The 17,953-nt window shown below is 59.6% G+C and carries 18 protein-coding genes and 1 tRNA gene; 17 read left to right on the forward strand and 2 right to left on the reverse strand.

What is annotated here, in order from left to right:
- Nucleotides 1-53 precede the first annotated feature (53 nt).
- A tRNA-Glu gene (locus VHE12_07365) sits at nt 54-128 on the reverse strand.
- Nucleotides 129-227: 99 nt separating this feature from the next.
- Here VHE12_07365 and VHE12_07370 point away from each other — a divergent pair.
- From VHE12_07370 to VHE12_07440, 15 genes are all read left to right on the forward strand, one after another.
- Entirely contained in the window at nt 228-1,064 is an 837-nt protein-coding gene (locus VHE12_07370; GenBank protein HVZ80603.1) for a methyltransferase domain-containing protein, read from the forward strand.
- A gap of 156 nt (nt 1,065-1,220) precedes the next feature.
- On the forward strand, nt 1,221-4,436 hold the full coding sequence (locus VHE12_07375) for a PAS domain S-box protein (GenBank protein ID HVZ80604.1): 3,216 nt from the start codon (nt 1,221-1,223) through the stop codon (nt 4,434-4,436).
- Nucleotides 4,437-4,463: 27 nt separating this feature from the next.
- A complete protein-coding gene (locus VHE12_07380) occupies nt 4,464-4,880 on the forward strand; it encodes a response regulator (GenBank protein HVZ80605.1) in 417 nt (138 codons plus the stop codon).
- Between the two features lie 87 nt (nt 4,881-4,967).
- The gene (locus VHE12_07385) at nt 4,968-5,396 is read left to right on the forward strand and encodes a Fur family transcriptional regulator (protein HVZ80606.1); all 429 of its coding nucleotides are present in this window, start codon (nt 4,968-4,970) and stop codon (nt 5,394-5,396) included.
- A gap of 276 nt (nt 5,397-5,672) precedes the next feature.
- On the forward strand, nt 5,673-6,086 hold the full coding sequence (locus VHE12_07390; protein HVZ80607.1) for a hypothetical protein: 414 nt from the start codon (nt 5,673-5,675) through the stop codon (nt 6,084-6,086).
- A gap of 9 nt (nt 6,087-6,095) precedes the next feature.
- The gene (locus VHE12_07395; protein HVZ80608.1) at nt 6,096-6,539 is read left to right on the forward strand and encodes a MerC domain-containing protein; all 444 of its coding nucleotides are present in this window, start codon (nt 6,096-6,098) and stop codon (nt 6,537-6,539) included.
- 154 nt (nt 6,540-6,693) lie between these two features.
- Complete coding sequence (locus tag VHE12_07400) at nt 6,694-6,954, forward strand: hypothetical protein (protein HVZ80609.1); 261 nt, start codon at nt 6,694-6,696, stop codon at nt 6,952-6,954.
- Nucleotides 6,955-7,134: 180 nt separating this feature from the next.
- A complete protein-coding gene (locus tag VHE12_07405) occupies nt 7,135-9,561 on the forward strand; it encodes a TonB-dependent receptor (GenBank protein ID HVZ80610.1) in 2,427 nt (808 codons plus the stop codon).
- A 238-nt stretch (nt 9,562-9,799) separates the two neighbouring features.
- The gene (locus tag VHE12_07410) at nt 9,800-10,501 is read left to right on the forward strand and encodes a hypothetical protein (GenBank protein ID HVZ80611.1); all 702 of its coding nucleotides are present in this window, start codon (nt 9,800-9,802) and stop codon (nt 10,499-10,501) included.
- A gap of 286 nt (nt 10,502-10,787) precedes the next feature.
- A complete protein-coding gene (locus VHE12_07415) occupies nt 10,788-11,423 on the forward strand; it encodes a MotA/TolQ/ExbB proton channel family protein (GenBank protein ID HVZ80612.1) in 636 nt (211 codons plus the stop codon).
- Nucleotides 11,423-11,833, forward strand: a complete 411-nt coding sequence (locus VHE12_07420; GenBank protein ID HVZ80613.1) for a biopolymer transporter ExbD — start codon at nt 11,423-11,425, stop codon at nt 11,831-11,833. Before VHE12_07415 ends, VHE12_07420 begins: the two co-directional genes overlap by 1 nt.
- A complete protein-coding gene (locus VHE12_07425; protein ID HVZ80614.1) occupies nt 11,830-12,432 on the forward strand; it encodes an energy transducer TonB in 603 nt (200 codons plus the stop codon). Before VHE12_07420 ends, VHE12_07425 begins: the two co-directional genes overlap by 4 nt.
- A 187-nt stretch (nt 12,433-12,619) precedes the next feature.
- A complete protein-coding gene (locus VHE12_07430) occupies nt 12,620-13,792 on the forward strand; it encodes a PA14 domain-containing protein (protein HVZ80615.1) in 1,173 nt (390 codons plus the stop codon).
- A 378-nt stretch (nt 13,793-14,170) separates the two neighbouring features.
- Nucleotides 14,171-15,001 carry a hypothetical protein gene (locus VHE12_07435; GenBank protein ID HVZ80616.1) on the forward strand — a complete coding sequence of 277 codons (831 nt, stop codon included), beginning with the start codon at nt 14,171-14,173 and terminating at the stop codon, nt 14,999-15,001.
- A gap of 44 nt (nt 15,002-15,045) precedes the next feature.
- Nucleotides 15,046-15,495, forward strand: a complete 450-nt coding sequence (locus tag VHE12_07440) for a VOC family protein (protein ID HVZ80617.1) — start codon at nt 15,046-15,048, stop codon at nt 15,493-15,495.
- 33 nt (nt 15,496-15,528) lie between these two features.
- Here the strand turns inward: VHE12_07440 and VHE12_07445 are convergent, their stop codons facing one another.
- Nucleotides 15,529-15,945, reverse strand: coding sequence for a nuclear transport factor 2 family protein (locus VHE12_07445; GenBank protein ID HVZ80618.1), 417 nt, complete (start codon nt 15,943-15,945; stop codon nt 15,529-15,531).
- Between the two features lie 252 nt (nt 15,946-16,197).
- On the opposite strand from VHE12_07445, the gene VHE12_07450 reads away from it, so the two are divergent.
- Nucleotides 16,198-16,476 (forward strand): hypothetical protein, encoded by a 279-nt coding sequence (locus tag VHE12_07450; protein HVZ80619.1) that lies wholly within the window; start codon nt 16,198-16,200, stop codon nt 16,474-16,476.
- Nucleotides 16,477-16,746: 270 nt separating this feature from the next.
- Nucleotides 16,747-17,953: ParB N-terminal domain-containing protein (locus tag VHE12_07455; GenBank protein ID HVZ80620.1), on the forward strand; the 1,207-nt coding region annotated here is incomplete at its 3' end.

A 17,953-nucleotide genomic window follows, 5' to 3' on the forward strand; every position in this document is an offset into this window, starting at 1 on the left:
GACAGCCCACCAATAAAAAAACCCAGATCCGCTGATGCGGACCTGGGTTCGGTTGGTAGCCCCACGGGGAATCGAACCCCGATTTAATGGCTGAGAACCATCCGTCCTAACCGTTAGACGATGAGGCCAACTGACGAAAGTGGCAGGATTCTAAGGGAAATAAGCCGTTTTTTCAACTTCTTTGGACCCGTGTGAAAGCGTCTTTCCGGTTCTTTTGGGAGGGAAGTTTGGATCTTGCCTGCCGACTTTGCGGCGCCGCGACCCAGCCTTTCCACACCCAAGCCGGCCGGCGCAAGTACTACCTTTGCCCTTCCTGCCGTTTCATCCTGCTCGATCCCGCCCTTCATCCCACACTTGCGGCGCAGAAGGAACGCTATCTCCAGCACCAGAACAGCCCGGACCATCCGGGCTACGTGGCCATGTTCCGCCAATTCCTGGGGGATTGCGTGACGCCCTATGTCCGGACGGGCTGCCGGGCGCTGGACCTGGGCTGTGGGCCTAGTCCGGTCCTGGCGGGTTTGCTGAAAGAAGCGGGCCATCCCACGGAGATCTACGATCCGATCTTCTTCCCGGAGGAACCCCGGGGGACCTTCGGCTTGGTGACCTGCACCGAGGTCCTGGAACACTTGGGCGACCCGGTGGCGGTCCTTCGGCCTTGGGTAGGGCACCTGTCCAACGGCCCTTCCCCGGCCATTGGGGACAAGCCAATGGCCACGAATGGGTCATCCCGGATCGAGGCGCCGTCCGAAGGAAAGGCGCCAAAAGGGGATCCGGGACAAGCCGGTGGACAAGTCTTGGTTGTGCCGAGCCAAGGTGCGGACCGTATGGGAGGCACCAAACCGGGCTCGGCCAGATTGGAGCCGGGAGGGATCCTGGCAGGGCTCACCCTCTTCCATCCGGACGATCCGGTGAAATTCTCCGAATGGTCCTATCCCCGTGACTTCACCCATGTCTCCTTTTACACGGCCCATACCCTGGAGGTGCTGGCCAAGGCCCTGGGGCTTTCCCTGGTCTTCACCGACGGCAAGCGGGGTTTCGTGATGAAGGCTTCCGGGGAAGGTTGAGCCTCTTTCCCTGGTTTTTCGACGATCCCAATATGACCTACCTCATATAGCACTTTGCCATGAATGCTATACCTATAAGAAATATGAAGTTGGCCCATGGCTCTCGTGGGCGGTCCCCCCGAACGACTCATGGGGCGACCTGGAAGCTGGCCTTTCATGGACAACGCCGAAAAGGGTCCCATCGCTAGGATCTTCACCCGCTTGCCCGGGTTCGCCGCGGTGACCGCGATCCTCGTCGGGATGGCCGTGGCCCTGGGTTGGTTCTTTGGCTGGGAAGGGGTCCGCCGCGTGGTCCCCGGTTTTATTGAGATGCGGTTCAACACGGCCCTGGGCTTCGTCCTGTCCGGGGTCGCCCTCGGATCCTCCTGTTTTTCCTCCTTGCGACGGGGCCTGCGCGCCCTATCGAATGCCTGTGCCGGCTTGGTGGTCCTGCTGGGTCTTTTGACCCTCCTGGAATATTGGACGGGCGCAGACCTTGGGATCGACCAGTGGATGGTACGGGATGTGGCCGATTATCCCGGCGACCTGCCGGGTCGGATGGCCTTCCATGCGGCCTTCAGTTTCGTTCCTTTGGGCGCGGCCCTTCTTTTATTGGATCGAAATGGGCACCGGGCGGGTCGTTGGGTCCAGATCCTCGCCCTCGTTCCCCTCTTGGCCGGTGGTTCCTCCCTCATCGGCTACGGCTATGACATGGGGGATTTCCTCCGTTGGAAGCTCCACTACACGCCCATGGCCATCCATACCTCGGTCCTCTTTGTCCTCCTTTCCCTCGGGCTGTTGAACGCCCGCCCCGGTTTCCAATTCCGCCGGTGGATGACCAGTTCCACGCCCGGGGGAAGGACGGTGCGGATCCTCCTTCCGGGATTGGTCCTGTTCACCCTGGTGTTGGGAAGGTCGATCCAAATGGGTTTTGACGCGGGCTATTACAACCTGCCCTTCGCCCTGGCCCTTTTCTCCGTCTGTAACATCGCCTTGATGGGCGCCTTGATCCTATGGAGCGCCGGCCGGTTCGTCCGGTCCGATGAGCGCCGGGAGAAGGCCGAGAGGGACATCCTGGATTCCCAGCAGCTGCTCTTGTCGGTCGTGGAGAACATCCCCACCGCCCTGTTCCTCCGGGACGCCCAGGACGCGACCATCCAAATGGTGAACCACGCCGCCGAGGATGTCCTGGGACTGGACCCCCTGAAGGTCCTGGGAAAAAGCATCTTCGACATCTACCCAAGGGACCAGGCGGAATTCTTCCGGTCCACCGATGACGACTTGGTCCGGCATGGCGGGGTCATGGACATTCCCGAAGTGAACGTCTCGATCCCCGGCAAGGGCGACCGTCTGCTCCATACCCGCAAGGTCCTCATCCGGGGGCAGGATGGGACCCCGAGGTTCTTCATGGGCCTGTCCGAGGACATCACCGAACGGACGAAGGCCGAGGAAAATCAGCGGCTCCTGGCCAGCGTCCTGGAGCAGACCTCCGATGGCGTGGTGGTCGTGGACCTGGAGGGCAATCTCCTCCAATGGAACCGGGGGGCGGAAAGGCTCCTGGGTTACCGGGCCGGGGAGATCCTGGGCAGGAACAGCCGCATCCTGGAGCCCGATGATCGGATCGGAGAGACCACGTCGAAACGCCAGAGGATCCTCGAACATGGCCAAACCCTCCATTACGACACCCTGCGCAAGCGGAAGGACGGAAAGCTGGTCCATTTGTCCGTCAGTTCCACGCCCTTAAGGGACGGGGCGGGGAACCTCAAGGGTTATTCGGCCATTTACCGGGACATTACCGCCCTCAAGAACGAGGAACGAAAGCTCCGGGAAAGCGAGGCCAAGTACCGGGAGATCTACGACAACTCCATCGAGGGCATCTTCCGGACGGATTTCCTCGGGAAAGGCCTGCAGGCGAACATGGCCTTTGCCCAAATGCTCGGCTATGGCTCCCCCGAAGAGGCCGTTGGTTCCATCCGGGAAACGGCCCGCGACCTTTGGGCCGAGCCTTCGGACCGGGCCCGCTTCATCGAGCTCCTGCAAAGGGACGGGTTCGTGAAGGGGTTGGAGGCCCTCTGGAAACGGAAGGACGGCGATGTGATCTGGGTGAAACTCAACGCGAAATTGACCTTGGACGCGAGCGGAGCCGCCCTTTATATCGACGGTTTCATCTCGGATATCACCGAACAGAAACGGCTGCTCCTGGCCCGGGAGAAGCTCGAGGAACAGCTGCGGGTCTCGCAAAAGATGGAGGCCATCGGCACCCTGGCGGGGGGCGTGGCCCACGACTTCAACAATATCCTGGCGGTCATCCTGAGCTATACCGGCTTCGTCCTGGATGAAACGGGGAACGACGATCCCAAGAAAGGGGACCTGCTGGAGATCAAGAACGCCGCCGAAAGGGCCGCGGTGCTGACCCGCCAACTCCTGGCCTTCGGGCATAAGCAGATGGTGCGACCGGTGTCCTTGGACCTGAACGAGGTCACCCGGGGCCTGGAAAAGATGCTCCGGCGGATCTTGGGCGAGGATATCGAATTCTCCCTCGACCTAGCCCCCGGTCTGGGGAAGGTCCTGGCCGATCCCGGGCAGATGGAACAGGTGCTCATGAACCTGGTGGTCAATGCCCGGGACGCTATGCCCGAGGGTGGAGAACTCACCATCGCCACCGCCGACCAGGAACTGGGCGTGGAAGGGGCCTCGGCGCTGGGGATCCCTCCTGGCCGCTATGTCCTGCTGACGGTCTCCGACACGGGAAGCGGAATGGAGGACAAGGTCAAAACGCGCATCTTCGAGCCCTTCTTCACCACCAAGCCCAAGGGAAAGGGAACGGGTCTGGGTCTTTCCACCGTTTATGGGATCGTCCAACAATCCAAAGGGGGCATCCTTTTGGAAAGCGCCCTGGGGAAGGGTACGACCTTCCGCATCTTCCTGCCCTGTGACCTTTCCGGGAAGGGAACCGACGAGGCGGCCGCCCCCGCCCCGGGAGCGGCCCGGGGCCAGGGAACCATCCTTTTGGTGGAGGACGAAACGGCCCTGCTCCAGGCGACCCGCCGGGCCCTGGAATCGGCCGGTTATCGGGTGCTGACCGCGCCCAATGGGGAAAGGGCCATCCGGATCAGCGAGGAATTCCCGGGGGTCATCGATCTTTTGCTCACCGATGTGGTCATGCCGGGGAAGGACGGGGTGACGGCGGGCCGGGAGATCGTCGCGAAAAGGCCGGGCCTCTCCATCCTTTATATGTCGGGTTATTCGGACCAGAACGGCGCCCGGCGGGAGGTGTTGGAACCGGGCCATCATTTCATCGGAAAACCCTTCACCCTCCAGGCCCTGACCTCGAAGGTCCAGGAGGCCCTGGCGAAGGGGACCCCGGCCGTTCCGGGATCCCCGGGGCGCTAGCGGGCCATCCACGGGAGGTGGAAAATGATGGCGAACGGAACGGAAGCGGCGAAAGGGTACCGGGTCTTCATCGTCGATGATGATCCTGTGTTCCTGTCCCTTTATACCCGGGTCCTGCGGAAGAACGGTCATTTCACCTATCCGGCGGAATGCGCCCAGGACGCTTTGCAGATCATCGAGCGCGGCTTGACCAAGATCGACCTCATCATCACCGATGTGAACATGCCCGGATTGAGCGGGCTGGAATTCCACCAAAAGGTCAAGGAGCGGCGGCCCGAGCTGGCGGACCGGATGATCTTCATCACCGGCGACCCGGAGAGCGACCGGGTCGTCGAATTCACCCGGGGCCTGCCCAATTGGGTCCTGGGAAAACCCTTCCTCACCTCGGACCTATTGCAGGCCATCGAGAGTTTGAGGATACCCCCGCCTTCCGAGGGGTTTTAAGCCCCCGGCCGCACGGATCACTTGTGGGTTGAGTGACAAAACCTTAATATCCTCCAACGAAATAAGGCGAATGCTCCCGGAGACTATGTGGAACTGGAACGGGTCTTAAAACAACTCAAGGAAAAAGGGCACAAGCTGACGCCCCAGCGGCAAGGCATCTTGAGGATCCTGATGGCGTCCAAGGTCCCCATGACCGCCCTGGAAGTCCGCCAAAAGGTCCAAAAAGATCATCCCCGGGTGAGCTTGAACACGGTCTACCTGAACCTGCTGATGCTCACCAAGATGGGTTTGGTGATCCAAACCCATCTCCAAAACCGGACGGCCTCGAGGTTCGAGTACCAGGCGGAAGGAAGCCACCACCATCACGCCATTTGTCTTTCCTGCGGCAAGAGCCTTTGTCTGGACCATGTGCCGGAGCCCAAGGCCGGGAAACCCGGGGAGGACCCGGGTTTCCGGATCCTGGGGCACACCCTGGAATTCTACGGTTACTGCAGTTCCTGCCAAAAGGCCTCTTAACCCCTCCTTCAAGCATTCCCCCTTCCGGACCTTTGATCTGTAATTAGTAATAAAACTATTTACGGATCGGCAGAGCTTGGGTATATTTTCCCCCGCAATTAGTAAAATTATTAATAGAGTTCCGGCTTGTTCCCCGCCGAACGGATCAAGCGGCATCAACCAACTTGGAGGGCGATGGCATGGCTTTTGGGAATCATAAACGCAAACGATCCGTTCCGGGAAATGACGGAAAGGCGGTCGGCGCCGTTCGGGACGGCTTTTGTTGCGGGGGAAAGTGTGAAGACCGCAAACCTTCAGCGGATGTGGAACGGAAGGACATGCGCACTTTGGCCCCGGGCCAAAAGGACCATCCGGAAGAAGGTCATGGATCCAATTAGGATCAAGAGCGGGATCGTACCCATTGATTCCTTGGATCTGTACATCGAGAGGTTCCTGGGAACGAAGGCCATGGGACGGGTCCCCGAATGGGTGGGAAAGGCCTTCGGGTTGGAGAGGGGGGCCTTGGTGCAGGTCAACGCGATCGAGGCTTGCCCCAAGTGCGGATCGTCGCTGGGAACGGAGATCCTGATCATCCGGGAGCAAGGGATCGAGCGGTACCGGATCCCCAAGCCGCCCCACAAGCTGGTCTTGAGGGACTTGCGCAAGGCCTGCGGAATAGAAACGGGGCACAAGCCGGTACCCAAATGCTAAGGAGGACACATGCAATTGATGACTGAAAAACTCAAAGGGACCTTTTGGGACGGATTGGGGACCACGCTCTCCATGGCCTGCGCCGTCCATTGCGCCCTGTTGCCCTTCGTGTTGACGCTCTTGCCCCTGGCGGGCATGGCGTTCCTCAAGGACGAACGGTTCGAAACGGGCATGATCGTGACCAGCCTGTCCGTGGCCGCTTTTGCCCTGAGCCGGGGCTTCGGCTGGCATCGCGATCGGCGTGTCCCCGCCTTGGGCCTGCTGGGGGCCGTGATCTGGGGGTGCGGACACTTCTTCCTTGAACAACCCTGGGAAGGATGGGCCATGGGTCTGGGTGGATGTCACTTCGCGGCGGCCCATTGGCTGAACTTGCGTTTGTGCAGGCACTGCGATGCCTGTCAAGACGGGGAAGTGAATAAAAGTCTCCAGGCTCAAAATTCGGCGGAAGGATGACTAGCCTTTGGGCGTGGGTCAGTGTCAAAAGGAGGAAAGATGAATCTCCAATGCCGGAAAGGGTCAAGAAATTGAACGGGCAAAAACGTCGCGGCCGTCGGTTTTGGGGGGGCCTGGATCGATGAGGTTTTTTCGTAAAAATCCTTTTTTATTCATGAAGTTCTCGTTGCTGGCGCTCTTTTTGGTGCTGGCGATGGAGGCTTTCCATCATCATGACGATCTTGAAAGTCATGACGATTGCCCGCTTTGCGCCTGGCAATTGACCGCTTCCAACGCGGCCTCCACACCCAAGCTCCCTACCCTGTTCCATTCACTGTTCTTCGTCTCGGTCGTGGTTTTTACGCCGCTTTCATTCGTCCCTTCGATCGTATCCTTTCCGTCGGTTGGAAGGGCCCCGCCTTCCATCCTCCTGTAACGGTCACTTCAGCCCCGTCTCATTTCGGCTGAATTCCGCTGATCGGGGGATCTTTCCATTGGGCTTCGCCCGATCGCAACCATTCCATCGCAACAAAACCGATTTTCCATGGAATAGCTCCATTCCTCCGCATGGATCGAATGGTCGCCAGGCCATGAATTGCATTTACAGGAGAGAAGGATGACCATTCATAAGAAGTTTGTTTTCCTGTTGTTAGCGCTTTTTTGCCTTTCCACTGGGCGTGTCTTGGCGACGGTGGATGGCGCTTTATCGGGGACCGTTCTGGACGATCAGGGTACGGCGGTGCCCAACGCCAAGGTGACCGTCAAGGGCGATGGGTTCGAGAAAGACCTGACGACCTCGGCCACGGGGACCTTCCAGGTCTTTCCGCTGACGCTGGGGGATTACCAGGTCACGGTCCAGGCGGATGGGTTCACCCCCTATCAGGGGACGGTGGCGGTTTCCAGTGATACCGCCTCCCTCGAGGTCCGTTTGTCGGCGGGAGGGGATATGCAAATGACGGTGAAGGCCAAACGCCATCTCGTCACTTCCGCCTCCAACAGCAGCCGGGACCTGAACAAGGACGAGATCGCCCAACTTCCGGGGGGAGCGACCGCCGACGTGCGCCGGTTGTTGTACACCACCACGGCCGGTTTCGTGGAGGGGGCGCTGGGGCAGGTCTTCACCCGGGGCAACCACGCCAACTTGCAGTACCAGATCGACGGGATCCAACTGCCGGATTCGGTGGGCGGTTCTTTCGGGGAGGCCTTCACTCCCGTCAATATCGACCACATGGAGATCCTGACCGGCGGGCTTCCCGCTGAGTTCGGGAACCGCTTGGCCGGGGTGGTCAACATCGTGACCAAGTCCGGGAGCACGGAGTCGGGAGGGGAGATCGGGGCCAGCTACGGCTCTTACAACCAGACATCGGGCTACGCCCATTACGGGGGCGCCGACGCGTCGGGGGCCTTCCATTACCTGCTTTCGGTCGATTCCTTCTCGACCGACCGGGGCCTGGACACTCCCGCGCCCGCCGATATCAACAACGACCAGAACGGCGGAAGCGAACTGGCGAACCACGACAAGAGCTATGGGACGGACCGGTTCGTGAAATTCGATTGGGTCGCGGATAACTCGAACAAATTGGGCCTCACGGCTTATAGCGAGGACAAATTCAACCAGATCCCCGACTATGACGGTTCCTTCGATCCGAGCGGCCCCCATTTCACTTATTTCACCGGGCTGACGGACACTTATGGGAACGGCCCCTTCAACTATGTGCCTTCCACCACCAACGACACCCAAACCGAAGCCAATCGATACGTGGGACTGTCGTGGAAGCATACCTTCGATGAGAATTCCTTCGTCCAGATCGCGCCTTATTGGAAGGAATCCAACCTGACCTTCACCAACGATCTGGCGAACGACCTGGCCTTTTCCCAAAGCCAGTTCAACTCCCTGGCCGGCTCCTTGGGAGGCATCACCGAGTCTTCCTATTCCCAGGACCGGACCAGTGACAACTACGGGACGCAGGTGGATCTCAGCTGGCGCGCGGACCCCAATAACCTGATCAAGATGGGCGGCCAGGTCCTCTTGACCCAATCGTCGGGTCCGGTCTCCATCGTCGAGGTTTCCAACGACGGAAGCGGCCCGGTGACCACGGCCAGCGGGGACAGCTCCACCGATGTCGGCTATGAGGAAGGGGTCTATCTCCAGGACGAACTCACCCTGGCCAAATGGCTGGTCGTGAACGCGGGGATCCGTTTTGACGCCACCCAGTTCGTCTTCCCGGGCTCCACGGACAACGACAGCAACTGGGGACCGAGGGTGGGGATCAGCTTCCTGCCGGCGGAGACCACCAAGTTCCATGTGTTCTACGGCAAGCTTTTCATGCCCGCCCCGGCGGAAGACCTCCGGCAGACCTTCATCGATCTGGGGGTGGGGGACGCGTCGGTCCCTTACAACATCAAGGCCGAGAAGGACGATTACTTCGAGGCCGGGATCTCCCAGCAGGCGGGCAGCCAGCTGTTCACCCTCAACGGCTATTACAAGGACGCCGTGAACATGCTGGATGAGACCCAGCTGTTGAACACCGGGATCGACCAGCCCTTCAATTACGCGACCGGCTACGCCTATGGGGTGGAATTTTCCATGCGCGGCGCCCTCGACAAGGATTGGTCGGATTTCGCCAACTATACCTTCGAGATCGCCGAAGGCCAGGGGATCAGCGGCGGCGACTTCGCCGTCACGGGCGGCGACATCCCGCCGGCCGGGGTCTACCAATACCTGGACCATTGCCAGATCCATACGGCCAATGTGGGTCTGACCTACGACCCGGGCGACCTGTGGATCACCGCCGAAGGACTTTACGGGGGTGGGTTGAGCACCGGGGACGGCAATAGTTTGAGGCTGCCGAGCCATTTCACGGCGGATGTCACCCTGGGTTATGCCTTCAAAAAGGACAGCGGCCTTTCCGGCATGAAAGCCAGCCTGGATGTCCTGAACGTCCTGGATAACCCCTACGCCATCTTCATCAACAACGGCTACAACGGGAATCACTACGAGAACGGCCGGGAATTCATCTTCCGTTTGTCGAAAACGCTTTGAACGGGAGAGCTTGAAGCGCAAGAACGGCGATCGGAGCACCGGTCGGTCCTCAGGGGCCGGCCGGCGTCTTGGTCCTGTCCTTGGCAAGGACGGTCGTTGTTCCATCCGCGCGGCGGGTCTTAAGGACAATAGGAAAGAGGTCCAAAGACCTGGTTGGCCCGTATCGATCCATCAAGCGAATGGTATCGGGTGAGTGAAAGTGTAGGATCACTTCAATTCAAGATCGGAGCGAGGGCGCATGAAAAAGTTCGATCCCCTGTCGGTGAGCATGGTTTTCGCGGCCGTTTTGATGATGGCGTTCTTTTCGTCCGGTTGCCGGAACGATCGGTCTTCTTTGGAGGCCCCGGGGACCATTTTTATCCGCCAAAAGGCCGCGGACCCCAAGGCTTATCTTCGGGCATTTTTCGAGGAGGGGCCGAAGCTAAAGGCCCATGGATTTTCCGCCTACAGTCTGCACCGCGACCTGAACGACCGCGGAACCTTCATCATCACCCTGAAATGCGCCCGTTTGGGCGAGGGAGTGGATCTGGTCCGGTCGCCCGAGTTCATGGCCGCCATGGACAAGGCCGACACCCAGGTCCCCATGGTCTGGTACGGGTTGGACACGACCGAGCGAAGATACACGGAACAGCCCCGGATGACCGGTGGCATTGTGATCGCCCGAAATGAGGTGCGGGACTACGGATTTTGGCTGGATTGTTTTTACAAGGAGGACGGCGGGAAACACAACCATCCGGGAAGGAAGTACAAGAACAGCAACTACAGTATCCACCACCTGCCGGGAAAGCCGGAGATCGCCATCGTGGCCCATGAGGCGTCCGATGTCTCGAAGGCCCCCGCTTTCATGCGATCGGAGCCGATGAAAGGCGAGATGGAATCCACGGGAGTAACGGGCCTGGATATCTGGTACGGGGTCAATGTCCAAGAAGGCCTGTTCTAGGTCGGCGCCGGACGGCCCGGGCCATGCCTTCCAGAAGGAAAGGGGCCTTCAGGGCCTGAAGGCGGGCCGGACAGGTTGAATGTTTTCGATGATCGATATCCCATCTTCATCGCCAATGGACCCAACGGCGATCACCCTGGAGCGGGACGGCAATTCATTTTCCGTTCGGCCAAGGTCCTCGAAGCGGGGAAAAAGGGATGCAAAAGCGGCTGGGAAGATGCCGGATGGCCGTCCGGGGCTGCCCGGCGTCCTGCCTTTTTTAATTCAGGAATGGAAAGGAACGGAAATGAGCGGTTTATTCGAGGGGTTCAAATTCATTTTCAGGGGTGGATTCATGATGGCCCCGCTCCTGGGATCGTCATTGATCGCCTTAACGGTCATCGTCGAACGGTGGAAAGCGCTCCACCAGCAATATGTGACCCCGCCCGATCTTACCCAAGATGTCCTGCAGAAAGTTCAAGAAGGCAGAACGGCCGAGGCTCTCAAGCTTTGCGCGGGCAAGGCCACTCCTGTCGCGGCGGTGCTAAAAGCCGGTCTTGAGCATTTCAAGAATCCGACGGCGGAAATGGAGATCGCCATGAAGAACGAGGGGGAAAGCTGGGTCCCCATCCTTGAAAAAAGGGTCCATGTCCTGGACACGACCATCACCATCGCTCCCTTAATGGGCCTTTTGGGGACCATCATTGGCATGATGGGATCCTTCAAGGTCTTGACCCAAAGCGGGGTGGATGACCCCTATTCCATTACCGGCGGGATCGCGGAAGCCCTGATCGCCACCGCGACCGGGTTGGTGATCGCCCTGATCTGCGTCATCGCCAATAATTACTTCAACAACGACATCAAGAACTTCATTTATGAAATGGAATCGGCGGCTTCCCGTCTATTGGAGGCCCGGATGGGCGCGGAAAGAAGGAAGAACTGATGCAGATCCGACAAAGACCGGCCAAGCGCGTCAGGATCGAGATCATCCCCATGATCGACGTTATTTTTTTCCTTTTGGTCTTCTTTATGGTGTCCTCCCTGGCCATGACCCGGATCAATAGCGTCAAGGTGCTCCTCCCCAAAATGTCGGGAAAGGCCGAGAACATGAAGCAAAACATCATCCTCACGGTCAAAAAGGACGGGACCCTTTTGGTCAATAAGACCCAAGTGAACTTGGGAACATTGGGGGCCCAATTGACCTACCAGATGCAGGCCAACCCCCAGGAGGTGGTCATCGTGAATGCGGATCAGGCCGCCGGTTACGGTTTGGTCGTTCAGGCCATGGACAAGGCCAAAGAAGTGGGTGTGCGAAAGTTCGCTTTGGTCGCCGAGGCGGGTGAAGAAAAATGACGATCGCGGGCACCCTGTTAAGATCGGGAGCCGACGAAAAAAGACTCCGCCAAGCGGCCGGGATCGCCTTGGCCTTGGAATTCCTTTTTTTCCTCGCGCTGGGATCGGGGCATTGGTCCTTTTTGAGGGATACCTTCGATCCGGCCGGCTATGTGGAGGCCCAGATCGTCCAATTGCCCGCCAATGCCCACTTGACCGGAGCTGAAGCCGTCCAGGTCGAGGAAGAAGTGATATTCAGCCGGAAGCAAAGCCGCAAAAAAAGGGTCGAAAAAAAAGAACTTCCCAAAGCCCCGGAGAAGAACCAAGTGGATGCCGGACCCGATTTGGGGCCGACCCATGGACCGGTAGCGATCTATGCCCCGGCCCCGGTCATTCCCGCTTATTTAAGGGACCAAAACCTTAAAACCCATGTGGTCATTGAATTTCTGATCACGGCCCAAGGTGTCGTGACACCACGGCTTTTGGATCCGAGCGGCAATGATGAGTTGGACGCCATCGCCTTAAAAACAGCGTCGAAGTGGCGATTTAAACCGGCGACCAATGCGAATGTCGCCATCGATTCCAAGACCCGGCTTCGGATCTTATTCGAAGTTTATTAAAGGCGCCTTTGAACAAAGGGGCCGGGCCGGACCGGGCCTGAGGCTCTCGTGCCCGGTCCCTACGAATGGCCCCTTTTTTGGGCCGGGGAGGCCCTGATCCTGGCAGGGATCCTTGGGTATTGGCGAAGAAGCCGTGGTAGCCTGTGATCGGTTGGTGGGTCCCTGGATAGGGTCCGAAAAGAGGGTTATGAAACGTCCTGTATCGATCCTTGGGCTGGCCTTGTTCCTCCTGGCGGGGAACCCGGCCCGATCCGCCTCCCCCGACCTGGCCTTGGTCCTCCAGAAAATGAGCCGCCTCAAGGATGTCCGGTTCTTCGTCACCCCGACCCTTTACGACCAACTGACCCCCGAGGACCTGCAGGCCTTCGGCCGGGGCCAGGTGCGCCGCCTGGAAGCACCCTTCGATCTTTGGCCCAACTATTCCAAGCTCTATTGGCGCACCGGATTCCTTTTGGACCCGGGGAAAAGGGCCAGCCTCCAGCTCCTCAAGGACATCATGGACTACAACAAGCAGACCAACCGACGGCCCCAGCCGGAGGAGGAATGGAAGAACGGGAAGGGGGAGACGGTCGCTTATTTTTATCCCATCCGGAACGTGGATGTTCACCAGCAAAGGGGCTTTTGGGCCTTCTATGACACCTTGAAGGATCCGGACCGGCTCTCGGAAACCCTGACCGCCTGGTTCCATCCGCCCCAAGCGGGGGTTTATCAGTTCTTCATCCAGGGCGGCCCCGTGACCCTCCAGGTCGACCGGAAGACCGTCCGGGACCGGGACAAGCTGGACCTGGAGGTGAATGACTATCCGATCCTCATTTATTCCACCTGCCCTTACGATCCAAAAGGGAAAAAGAAATACGATTGGCCCAAGTCCACCGAGACCTTCCAGGGTCCGGATGGGAAGGTCCGGGCCCTGGATGAGGGTTGCCTGAAGAGCTACGGATTCTTCTGTGGGGTGGAAGGGACCTTCTACCCGACCCCGGACCTGAAAGGCCCTCCCACCGCCCGCCACCAAGTGGCTTTCCTGGATGTGACGAGCGAAGGGGATCTCGGGGCGCCCGGGCCCGTCTTGAGCGCGTCGTGGAAAGGGGAATTCGACGCCGAGGAGGAGGGAAGCTATTCCTTCCGGGTGCAAAGTTCGGACCCGGTTTCCTTGACCATCGATGGAAAGAGGGTCCTCACGGCGCCGGGAACAACGGAGGGAAAGATGGCCTTGAAGGCCGGTCCGCACCGCCTGGCGATGGTTTGGCGCCGAAAGCTGGGGGATAAGGCCCCTCCGCAATTGCATCTTCTTTGGAAGGGCCCCAAGGCGGCGGATCATAAGCTCTTCCTGATGGTCAAAAAGTCGTTCAACTACAGTTGAGGGCGGATCGGCCGGAAGGGTGAAACTATTTGAGGTCAAAAAATAGAAGATCGGGGAAAAATTCCAGGTCCCGGAGGCGCGCTTTTCCACCGCCCACTTGGAAGGATCTTTGGTTCGTCCTTCTGCTCGTGATCCTATGGGGAGGCGAATTCGCGACCTTGACCACCCCGTACCATGGATATTATCTGCTGTTCGTAGTGATGCTCACGGTGACCCTCCTTTTGTTTCGGTCCATAAAAAGGAAATAGCTGTCCACGCCGGGGAGGCTTTTGACCGGAGGGCCCTGGCCTTTCCCTGGCCCGGCAATGTCCCAGGATGTTTCGCGGTCAGGGCCCCGCTGGCCTGTTAGAATGGCCCGATCTTCCCCCGGAGGCCCTATTGAACAAGGTATGGCGATCCCCGATCCTTTTGTCCCTCCTCTTCCTGCTCCACCCGGCCCTGGCCGGGACCGATCCCAAGACGGCGAAGATCCTGGAAGGCATCAATTCGGTCTATTACAACCTCCCGCGGGAGGGGCTCCGGAGGCTTCATGGCGAGTTCCGGAGCGACCTGATCGACAAGATCCGCGATAAGGCGGTGGAAAAGTTCGGCAAGAAGGCGCCCGTCGTCAAGGCTTTGGATGGGTTCGGGGTCTCCCTTGACTGGGACCCGTCGACGGGATGGGAGATCGAAAGCCCGTCCATCCCCCGGTCGGGGGAGGACCGTTTCGATTCGGGGATGGACGACCTGGGCAAGGCCATGCGGTCATTGGCGGCACGGATCATCAACCTTTGGTCGGGATTCATGGTGGAAGAGGTCTTTACGGCCGGGGATCTTCAAAAATTCGACGCCCGGATCGGGGACGGCGGCGACAACCTCCTGGTCGACCTGGGGGACAAGCAGGAAGCCCATCATTTTGTCCTGGATACGGGGTTCAAGATCCATTCGGTCCGGGGGGAAAGGACCGACGGCTCCAAATTCGCCATGGATACGATCTTTGACCGCTCCCCCCGGGGTTATGTCCTGACGGGTTGGACCGATCAAGCCGGGGAGGAACGCGAGGTCCGGATCGCCTATAAGGCCGTGGAAGGTTTCCTGCTCCCGTCCGAAATGGCGGTCCTGATATGGGACCCGAAGACCGGAAGGAGCCTGGAACAGGCCTGTCATTTCATGAATTACAAGGTCGAAGGCGCGGCAACTGACGGCGACGCTTCGGCGGGGGACCGGTAGTCCTTCAGGGAATTGGCGGTGGGATCATAACGATCGGAGACAAGATGACCGGAAAGAACAACCTGCGGCGGATGGACAACGTCGGGATCGTGGTGGAGTCGCTCGAGGAGGCCATCGCTTTTTTCACCGAGCTGGGCCTGAAGCTCGAGGGCCGGGCCATGATCGAGGGGGAATGGGCCGGGCGGGTGACCGGGCTGGGCGACCAGTCCGTCGAGATCGCCATGATGGCCACCCCCGACGGACACAGTCGGCTCGAGCTCTCGCGGTTCCTGCGCCCCGCCGTCGCCGCCGACCACCGCCGGGCCCCGGTGAACGCCCTGGGCTACCTGCGCGTCATGTTCACCGTGGAGGACATCGAGGGCACGCTCACCCGCCTCCGCGCGCGCGGCGCCCAGCTCGTCGGCGAGGTGGTCCGATACGAGAACAGCTACAAGCTCTGTTATCTGCGGGGTCCCGAGGGGATCCTCCTCGGGCTCGCCCAAGAGCTCGGCTGACGCCCGTCCGGTCCAGGCTGTCCTTGGCCCTGGTCATTGGGGGTTCGGTTCATTCCCGGTCCGGCTCGAGGGGTGGGTCATTTCGATCTTTCGAATGAGCCCATCTTCCGCGTGGGTCGTCTTCAGGGTGCCTTGGATCGGGGCGAGGGGCGGGGGCAGGACCAGGTAATACTTGAAATAGACCAGGTTGTTCTCCAAGGCCTCGGTCGTCCGATCCAACTTCTCCAGGTCGGCGAAAGCCTTCGTGTAGATCCCCAAAAAACTCTCCCGGCCATGCACCTCGCCGGCGGGCCCCACGAAATGAAGGTCGGGATGGAGCGTCCTGCCGATCGCCGTCAGATCGCGGGCGTTCACGGCCGCCCGGTATTCCTCGGCGATCCTCGTATATTCGCGGGTCTCGGCCAGTGCCCGGCTAGCCTGGATCCCTGCGATCCGAATGTCCTCGTCCATCATCGGCTCCTTTCCTTCAAGGCTCCTTGGGTCGGAACGGGGCCAAGCCCCTCTCTTCCCCATACGGCCGGGTCTTGAACGAGGTTACCTGCCTGGGTCCGTGATCCGATGGGGTCCAGGCCCCGCGAAAGCTTCCCCTGAAAATGTAACTTTCGCCCGCTTGGCGCCGTATCTGCGTTTTGGACCGGTTCCAGGCCGGCCGATGGGTCTTCAAGGGCGGTCGACCGCTCTTTCAATTTCAAGGAGGGTCTCATGAAGCGTTTTTTTGTGGTCTTGATGTCGGTGTTGTTCCTCGGCGCGGCCGGGATGACCTTGGCGGATGAAGCCATGATGTCGTCCACGCCTGCGGCCACCCCGGGAAAAATGATGAAAAGTAAGAAGAAAATGAAGAAAAAGAAGATGATGAAGAAGGCCGTGATGAAGAAGGACGACACGATGAAGGACGACATGAAGAAAGATGACTCGATGAAGAAGGACGATATGAAGACCGACATGAAGGACGACATGAAGAAGGACGACATGTCGAAGTAAGACGCTTCAGCCGCGCCTTTGGCATCCGCCAAGGGATCGCTGGCGGAGCCTCCTTGGGTCCCGGGTTCTCCGCCCGGGGCCCTGAAAGATCGGGGGGACCTTGTCCCCCCGGCTTTCGGTTCTCCCCCCCGGTTTCAAAACCGCCCAAAGACTGACCGGAAAACAATTTTCGACTGCACAATTATTTTCCGTTTTTCAAAATTCCTGGAAGCCCCCCGAACGTTTTTTTAAGATTTGCCCGGCCGTCACCCTATAAGCCGGAGGTATCGAATGAGTCCCGTCGCCAATGCCGTCGCCCAGATCGTTGACATTCCCTTAGGCCAGATCCTGGCCAATCCGGAAAACCCCCGGGGCCCGGTGGACCCTCAGGCCGCCCAGGCCATGGCCGAGTCCCTTCAGGCCAAAGGCCAACAGGTCGAGATCCGGGTCCGCGCACTGACGGAAGCCGAAAAGACCAAATACCCCGGCTATGAATACCTGCTCATCGGGGGCCACGTGCGCCTGGCGGGGGCCAAGCTGGCCGGGCTGGCGATCCTGCGGGCAGTGGTGCTGGAGGGGTTGAGCGAGGATGAGGAGGAGCTGGCGGCCATCCTGGATAACAGGTGGGAGCCTATGTCCTGGTGGCGGTGGGACCTGGCCATCGAGCGGCGGATGAAGCGGTACACGGGACAGACCCAAAGGAAGGTCGCGGCGGAATTGGGATTGTCGGCGGCCAAGGTGAACAACGCCTGGAAGATCACCCGGGTCTTAACCCCCGAGGCCCGAAAAACCCTTGAAAAGAGTGTTCAGGCTCTGAACACCGAAAATAAGGGTTTTTCTATTACCGAGGTCCATCTGCTGGTCCTGGCCGAACTGGGGGACGCCGAACAGGTCGAAAGGGCCCTGGGGGCGGTCTTGGACGACTACCTGACCCCCGACCAATGCAAGAAGCTGGTGGCCTGGGTCAAGGCCGGCAACCCGGTCGATAGCTTTAAGGTGGGGCAGGTCCAGAAGGCGCCAGCCGTGGTCAGCCCGGAACCTAAGACCGAAAGCCAAGTCAAAGAGGATAGGAAAGCGGTGGTCGACCCTGGGGACGCGGATTCGGGGGATAGGGCCTCCGGTTCCATGTCTAAACCCTCGCCACTTGGGGGAGAAGGTGGGGTGAGGGGTGCTTCAGCAGGGCATACTCCGTTGCAAGAGCTCTACCTCTACCTGACCTCGGACCCCCTGCGGAAGTTCCTGGCCGCTAACCTGAAGCGAGCCTTGGGGACCCTGACTAGGCGTTGGATGGTCCATGGGATCCTGGCCCTAGGCCTGTTGCTGTTGCTGGGCCGTAGCTGGATCGGGAAGCTCTTGGCGGCCAAGCCCCTGGCTCCGGCGGTCTCCCAAACCCAACCCGCCCCAACACAATCCCAGACAGCGTCAGACACTGAGACTTCTCAAAATCAACCAGCCAGCCCATACCCGGCCATTGGGCACAAGCCAATGGCCACGAATG

The organism is bacterium (genome assembly GCA_035549195.1).
Lineage (GTDB): Bacteria > Oederibacteriota > Muellerivitia > Muellerivitales > Muellerivitaceae > DASZRK01.

Coding starts and splice junctions, on each gene's coding strand:
- VHE12_07375 (HVZ80604.1), top strand. CDS start 1,221: ATGGACAACGCCGAAAAGGGTCCCATCGCTAGGATCTTCACCCGCTTG.
- VHE12_07380 (HVZ80605.1), top strand. CDS start 4,464: ATGGCGAACGGAACGGAAGCGGCGAAAGGGTACCGGGTCTTCATCGTC.
- VHE12_07395 (HVZ80608.1), top strand. CDS start 6,096: ATGCAATTGATGACTGAAAAACTCAAAGGGACCTTTTGGGACGGATTG.
- VHE12_07400 (HVZ80609.1), top strand. CDS start 6,694: ATGAAGTTCTCGTTGCTGGCGCTCTTTTTGGTGCTGGCGATGGAGGCT.
- VHE12_07405 (HVZ80610.1), top strand. CDS start 7,135: ATGACCATTCATAAGAAGTTTGTTTTCCTGTTGTTAGCGCTTTTTTGC.
- VHE12_07410 (HVZ80611.1), top strand. CDS start 9,800: ATGAAAAAGTTCGATCCCCTGTCGGTGAGCATGGTTTTCGCGGCCGTT.
- VHE12_07415 (HVZ80612.1), top strand. CDS start 10,788: ATGAGCGGTTTATTCGAGGGGTTCAAATTCATTTTCAGGGGTGGATTC.
- VHE12_07420 (HVZ80613.1), top strand. CDS start 11,423: ATGCAGATCCGACAAAGACCGGCCAAGCGCGTCAGGATCGAGATCATC.
- VHE12_07425 (HVZ80614.1), top strand. CDS start 11,830: ATGACGATCGCGGGCACCCTGTTAAGATCGGGAGCCGACGAAAAAAGA.
- VHE12_07430 (HVZ80615.1), top strand. CDS start 12,620: ATGAAACGTCCTGTATCGATCCTTGGGCTGGCCTTGTTCCTCCTGGCG.
- VHE12_07440 (HVZ80617.1), top strand. CDS start 15,046: ATGACCGGAAAGAACAACCTGCGGCGGATGGACAACGTCGGGATCGTG.
- VHE12_07445 (HVZ80618.1), bottom strand. CDS start 15,945: ATGGACGAGGACATTCGGATCGCAGGGATCCAGGCTAGCCGGGCACTG.
- VHE12_07450 (HVZ80619.1), top strand. CDS start 16,198: ATGAAGCGTTTTTTTGTGGTCTTGATGTCGGTGTTGTTCCTCGGCGCG.